Raw genomic sequence first — 5981 nt, 5'->3', positions numbered from 1 at the left:
ACGCGAAGGTGGTGGTGGAAGACATCGAGGACAACCCGGGCTTCTTCCGCGTGCGTCTGTATGCGGTGCCGCACTTCCAGGTGGAAGGGATGGACGTGAATCTGTCTCTGGTCAGCCAGATGCCGAAAGCGAAAGCGTAAAACAGGACGAAAATGAAGACGGAATTACCGTTATGGGGGCGGGGGATTATGGTCTCGCCCCAGCATTTTCAACAGCAGGCTGCGTATGCAGCCTGGTCTGCTGAATGCATTGCGCAGATGGGGCTTAATCACCCCTGGGGGATCATTGACGCGAGCTTTGAAACGGACACCCTGAAGCTTGGGCGCCTGCAGGCCCGCCGGCTGCATCTCCGTTTTCAGGACGGCACGCTGATCGACACGGAAAACGCCGATGCGCTCCCTCCCGCGCTCTCGCTGGATAACGACCTGCAGGACGTGGTGGTGTTGCTGGCGCTCCCTCTGATGCGGGCAAACGGCGGCAACTGCCTGAAGCCTGATGAAGTGGCCGAGCGTCCGACACGCTATCGCCAGCGCTGGCACGATGTACGCAATCAGTTTGGTGACGACTCCCGGCAGATTGCGGTACTGCAGCCGGAGCTGACGCTGCGCTTTGCGCATCAAAACAACAGTGATTATCTGACCTGCCCGGTGGCCCGCCTTCAGCAGGACACCCAGGGCGGCTGGCGGATTGATGAAGCGTTCCTCCCGCCGCTGCTGACGCTGCAAAGCAGCCGCTGGCTGATGGCTCAGCTTGAGCAATTGCTGACGCAGCTTCGTGCCCGCCTGACGCGCCTGATGTCGATGCGCAGGGAAAGCAACGAGCGGATGGCCGATTTTGCCGTGGCCGACGTCTCTCTGTTCTGGCTACTCAACGCGCTTAACAGCGCAGAACCGGTACTCGGTCAGTTTCAGCGCACGCCGCAAAGCGCGGTTGAGCGGCTGTATCCGGAGCTGGCGCGCCTTGCCGGCAGCCTTCTGACGTTCTCTCTGGCACACCAGGTCAGCGCTATCCCTGTCTACCAGCATGAAAATATGAACGCCGTTTTCCCGCCGCTGTTTGATTTGCTCAGCGATCTGCTGGAGGCCAGCCTGCCGTCGCGCGTGGTGGCGATCGCGCTGGAGCATGACGCGCGGCTGCACTTCTGGCAGGCACGCCTTCACGATCCGCGCCTGCGCGAAGGCGCCGACTATTACCTCTCCGTTCGCTCGCCGGTACCGGTGGCACAGCTGCACGAGCAGTTCCCTCGCCAGTGCAAGGCCGGCAGCCCGGATCACGTCAGGGCGATCGTCAACTCCTCGCGCGAGGGTATCCCGCTGACGCCGCTGCGCCACGTGCCCGCGGCGATCCCGCTGCGTCTCGAAAACCAGTATTTCAGCCTCGACGTTTCCCATCCTCTGGCGATCGAAATGCTGGAAAGCGGCAGCTGCATGTTTTATGTCCCGGGCATGCTCGGGGAGCCAGAACTTGAACTCTTTGCGGTGCTGAGAACATGAGTGAGCATATGCGCGGCCAGGCCGCGCCTGTCGATATCGACGCGCTATTGCAGGACACCTGGCTGCAGGTTATCAGCCTGCGCCACGGCCCCCGGTTCCAGGAAGGTGAAGGGCGTCAGCTTTGGGAACGCTGCGTGGCCGATGCGGAGCGGGTCCAGCACGTGCTGAAGGAAAGCGGCATGGATGAGGCCAGCTGCAGGCACATTCTTACGGCGCAGTGCGCGCTGCTTGACGAAGCCGTCAAGGGCCGGGGCGTGGAGGATGATGCGTGCGTTCAGTGGTATGACATTCCTTTGCAGGGGCATTTCCTCGGCACGATGGACGCCGGGGATACGCTCTGCGACCGGATGCGCGACGTGCTGCGCGAGCCGGCGCCGGACGACGCCGTGCTGACCTGTTTTCAGCGCGTCATGATGCTGGGCTTCCTCGGCAGCTACCGTTCTCTGAACGATCCTGAACGCCAGCGCCTGGTTAAGGCTCTCAGCGAGCGCGTTCAGCCTTTTAGCTATCCGCAGAACCACCCGATACTGGCTGAAAGCCACGCCGGCTGGGGAATGAGCGGCTGGTTCTCCTCCTGGCCGGTGCGTATCGGCGTTTGCGCGTTCGTCATCGCCGCGCTCTGGTGGGGGCTTGACGGCTGGCTGGATCGGATGCTCGCCACCCTGCTGCCTGGAGCGGTGAAATGAGTCCTGCACAACAGCGCGGGCTGGCCCTGTGGGCGGCTTTCCTCAGCATCGTGCTCTGCCTCGCATTTCTTCCGGTTTCGCGGATCTTATCCCTCTTTATTCTGTCCGGGATGCTGGGCGTGATTTTTGTCGCCTGGCTTGCAGCCAGCCGCATGGCCCGTAACGAAAGCAACCTTCACATCGATAATCTTCCTGAAGCCACCTGGCGCCAGCCGGTGGTACTGGTTTGCGGTGATTTACCGCAGGCATGGCCGGAACGGTCGCAGGTGCTGACCGTGCCCCAGGGCTGCTGGATCAGGGTTGAAGAGTCGCAGGATCTGGTACAGGTCGCCCGATACGTGCTGCGTCAGCGTCCCCACTGGGGGCGTCAGCTTTCGGTGATGGTCAGCGTCTGCCCGCAGAAGCATGCGGACAGTGAGGCGTTAACCAGCCATCTACTGACGCTTCGCTGGCAAATCAGCCAGCTGCGTCGTGAATCCGGCCATACCGTGCCCGTGGTGCTGAACGGTCTGGTGGGCAGCTCAATGATGGACGACATGCTCTGGCAGGCGGCCATTTCCGGCGAGGGCATTCGCGTATGGCGTGCGTCTTCCGCGCCAAGCCCGATTTCAGCCTGGGTGACAACGGGCGGCGCGATGGCAATGCAGCAGCAGGTCCTGATGAACAGCCTGATGACCTGGTTCCGGGTCCACGTCAAGGACGTGTTCATCAGCGACGAGTCGGATATTCCGGTGATTGCGCCAACCGCGGTGCTGTGGGGGTTAGGGCCTATTCTGTCGGGAAGCCTGGCATCCTCCGCCTGGACATCATGGCTGTCGCGCCATACCTCCATGCATCACGTCACAGGCTGGCAGCCGGTGGGAACGGACACGACGGTGATGTCCCTTTTCCCGGACTTTGTTTTGCCTCTGCTGCCTGAAGGCCAGGGCCTCACGCCGCGCACCCGAACCTGGCGCTGTGCGCTGGGCATTTTTACCCTGGCGGCCGTTGCCGCCCTGCTCAGCAGCGCCTGGAATAACCGCATGTTGATCCAGCGTCTGAGCTTCGATATCCGGCACTACGATCGCATTGCAATGGACAACTACGCGCCGAAGGCGCGCGCCGTGCAGGTACTGCGTGAGGATGCCGCGCAGCTTGATCGCTGGGCGCGTAATGGCGAGCCCATGGATATGAGCCTCGGGCTGTACCACGGTGAACGCTTACGCATCCCCGTACTGGATGCTATTCGTTCATACGTGCCGCCACCGCCGCCGCCAAAACCGGTCGAAAAAGCCGTTCCTAAAATCGTCCGCCTCGACAGCATGTCGCTGTTCGACACCGGCAAATCGGCGCTGAAGCCCGGCTCCACGAAGCTGCTGGTGAACTCCCTTGTGGGCATTAAGGCCAAACCGGGCTGGCTCATCGTGGTGGCCGGTCACACCGACAGCACCGGCGACGACAAATCCAACCAGGTGCTTTCGCTCAAGCGCGCGGAATCGGTGCGCGACTGGATGCGCGATACCGGCGACGTGCCGGAAACCTGTTTCGCGGTGCAGGGCTATGGCGAAAGCCGCCCGATCGCAACCAACGACACGACCGAAGGCCGTGCGCTGAACCGACGTGTCGAAATCAGCCTGGTGCCGCAGGCGAACGCCTGCCAGCTGCCGGGCGCAACAACCGCGTCACAGGATATACGTGACGTTTCAACTCAAGAAATGGAGAAATAACATGGCAATTCCAGTCTATCTGTGGCTCAAGGACGACGGCGGCGCGGACATTAAAGGGTCTGTGGACGTTAAGGACCGCGAGGGCAGCATCGAGGTGGTGGCGCAGGAGCACAACCTGTACATCCCGACCGACAACAACACCGGCAAGCTGACCGGCACGCGCATCCACACGCCGTTCCTGTTCACCAAGGAAATCGACTCCTCCAGCCCGTACCTGTACAAGGCGGTCACCACCGGCCAGACCCTGAAGTCGGCTGAATTCAAGTGGTACAAAATCAACGACGCGGGCCAGGAAGTGGAGTACTTCAACACCAAACTGGAAAACGTGAAGGTGGTGAAGGTGAACCCGCTGATGCACGACGTCAAGGATCCGTCCTTCGAGAAGCACAACCATCTGGAGCAGATTGAGCTGCGCTACGAAAAAATCACCTGGACCTATAAAGACGGCAACATCATTCATTCCGATTCGTGGAACGAACGCACAACTGCGTAATTACCCGTCATCCTTCGCGCCGCAGGTGCGTTGGCTGCGTTCGCTCACCCCGGTCACATAGTTATCTATGCTCCCGGGGATTCGCGAACTTGCCGCGTTACTCGGCCTGCGGCCTCGCCCCTTATGGGGCCAGCGCAGGCGCTGTTCAAGGCACAAGTGCCTTGTCCTGCGACGCGAATGATTTAGGGTAATCGTCTTTGCGGACAGGAAACCCTGTCCGCCGTTTTTGCTGAGCGCCTGCCCCGCGGACGCTCAGCAAAGAACACACAATCTGCCTGCCTGACCTGATGCGCTTTGGTAAGTCAACAGCGAGGGGCGGTAGCATGCCCGGAACTGATAAAGAGAGACTCTCATGGAAAATCCTGCCGTTCTGTTACGCCGTCTTAATCCCTACTGCGCCCGCGCGATGGAAGGGGCCGCCTCCCTGTGCCAGACCCGCGCGCACGCGGAAATCCTCCCCGAGCACTGGCTGCTGAAGCTGCTGGAGCAGGGCGAAGGGGACATCACGGTGATTGCCCGCCGCTACGAGTGGGACATGGACGCAGTCTGGCAGGACCTGCTGGCGTTTCTCGACCGGCTGCCGCGCTCGGTGCGCAGCCGCCCGGAGCTTTCTGACGGCATCCGCACCCTGATGCAGAACGCGTGGCTGCACGCCTCGCTGGCGGGGGAAACGCAGATCCGCAGCGTGCACCTGCTGATGGCGATTGTCGAAAAGCCGTCGCTGGCGCGCTGCGACGGCCTGTGGCCGCTGACCACCACCGGGCTGAGCCAGCTCGAGCGCCTGCGCGGGCTGCTGGACGCGCAGTCCGACGAGCGCGAAGAGGTGCAGCAGGAGGCGGCGCTCAGCAGTGACGAGGTGGCGTTCGTGGGCCGTCCGGTGAATGCGGATATAAAGGAAGGGGAGCTCAGCCCGGCGCTGCAGAGCGCGCTGGACAAGTTCACCCTCGACGTCACCGCCCGCGCGCGGGACGGCAAAATCGACCCGGTATTTGGCCGCGACAATGAAATTCGCCAGATGGTGGACATCCTCTCGCGCCGGCGCAAGAACAACCCGATTCTGGTGGGCGAGCCGGGCGTCGGCAAAACCGCGCTGGTGGAAGGGCTGGCGCTGCGCATTGCCGAAGGCAACGTCCCGGACAGCCTGAAGCCGGTCTCCGTGCGCACCCTCGACCTCGGCCTGCTGCAGGCGGGGGCGGGCGTGAAGGGCGAGTTCGAGCAGCGCCTGAAAAACATCATTGAGGCGGTGCAGCAGTCGCCGCTGCCGGTGCTCCTTTTCATTGATGAGGCGCACACCATCATCGGCGCGGGCAACCAGGCGGGCGGCGCGGATGCCGCCAACCTGCTCAAGCCCGCCCTGGCGCGCGGCGAGCTCAGAACCATCGCCGCCACCACCTGGAGCGAGTACAAGCAGTACTTCGAGCGCGACGCCGCGCTGGAGCGCCGCTTCCAGATGGTGAAGGTGGACGAGCCGGACGACGACACCGCCTGCCTGATGCTGCGCGGCCTGAAGTCCCGCTACGCGGAGCACCACGGCGTGCACATTACCGACGAGGCCGTTCGCGCCGCCGTCACCCTCTCCAGGCGCTACCTGACGGGCCGACAG

General features: G+C 62.6%; 6 protein-coding genes. All 6 read left to right on the top strand.

What is annotated here, in order from left to right:
- Positions 1–140: type VI secretion system contractile sheath large subunit (locus tag DBY73_RS21940; protein ID WP_146745806.1), on the top strand; the 140-nt coding region annotated here is incomplete at its 5' end.
- A 12-nt stretch (positions 141–152) separates the two neighbouring features.
- On the top strand, positions 153–1493 hold the full coding sequence (gene tssK / locus DBY73_RS21935) for a type VI secretion system baseplate subunit TssK (protein ID WP_112013273.1): 1341 nt from the start codon (positions 153–155) through the stop codon (positions 1491–1493).
- The gene (gene tssL / locus DBY73_RS21930; RefSeq protein WP_112013272.1) at positions 1490–2179 is read left to right on the top strand and encodes a type VI secretion system protein TssL, short form; all 690 of its coding nucleotides are present in this window, start codon (positions 1490–1492) and stop codon (positions 2177–2179) included. The genes tssK and tssL overlap by 4 nt, the downstream gene beginning before the upstream one ends.
- Entirely contained in the window at positions 2176–3885 is a 1710-nt protein-coding gene (locus tag DBY73_RS21925; RefSeq protein WP_112013271.1) for an OmpA family protein, read from the top strand. Before tssL ends, DBY73_RS21925 begins: the two co-directional genes overlap by 4 nt.
- Before the next feature lies 1 nt (position 3886).
- Positions 3887–4378 (top strand): type VI secretion system effector Hcp, encoded by a 492-nt coding sequence (hcp, locus tag DBY73_RS21920; protein WP_046885950.1) that lies wholly within the window; start codon positions 3887–3889, stop codon positions 4376–4378.
- Between the two features lie 352 nt (positions 4379–4730).
- A partial coding sequence (locus tag DBY73_RS21915) for an AAA family ATPase (protein WP_146745805.1) occupies positions 4731–5981 on the top strand: 1251 nt, incomplete at its 3' end.

The sequence above is a fragment of the Enterobacter sp. RIT418 genome, from assembly GCF_003057745.1.
Lineage (GTDB): Bacteria > Pseudomonadota > Gammaproteobacteria > Enterobacterales > Enterobacteriaceae > Enterobacter.
Note: the sequence above shows the minus strand (reverse complement) of the source record. Positions and strands in the feature narration are given on the sequence as shown.

What these genes read in the sequence shown, in the direction of transcription:
- DBY73_RS21925 (WP_112013271.1), top strand. Translation starts at nt 2,176, where the DNA reads ATGAGTCCTGCACAACAGCGCGGGCTGGCCCTGTGGGCGGCTTTCCTC.
- hcp (WP_046885950.1), top strand. Translation starts at nt 3,887, where the DNA reads ATGGCAATTCCAGTCTATCTGTGGCTCAAGGACGACGGCGGCGCGGAC.
- tssL (WP_112013272.1), top strand. Translation starts at nt 1,490, where the DNA reads ATGAGTGAGCATATGCGCGGCCAGGCCGCGCCTGTCGATATCGACGCG.
- tssK (WP_112013273.1), top strand. Translation starts at nt 153, where the DNA reads ATGAAGACGGAATTACCGTTATGGGGGCGGGGGATTATGGTCTCGCCC.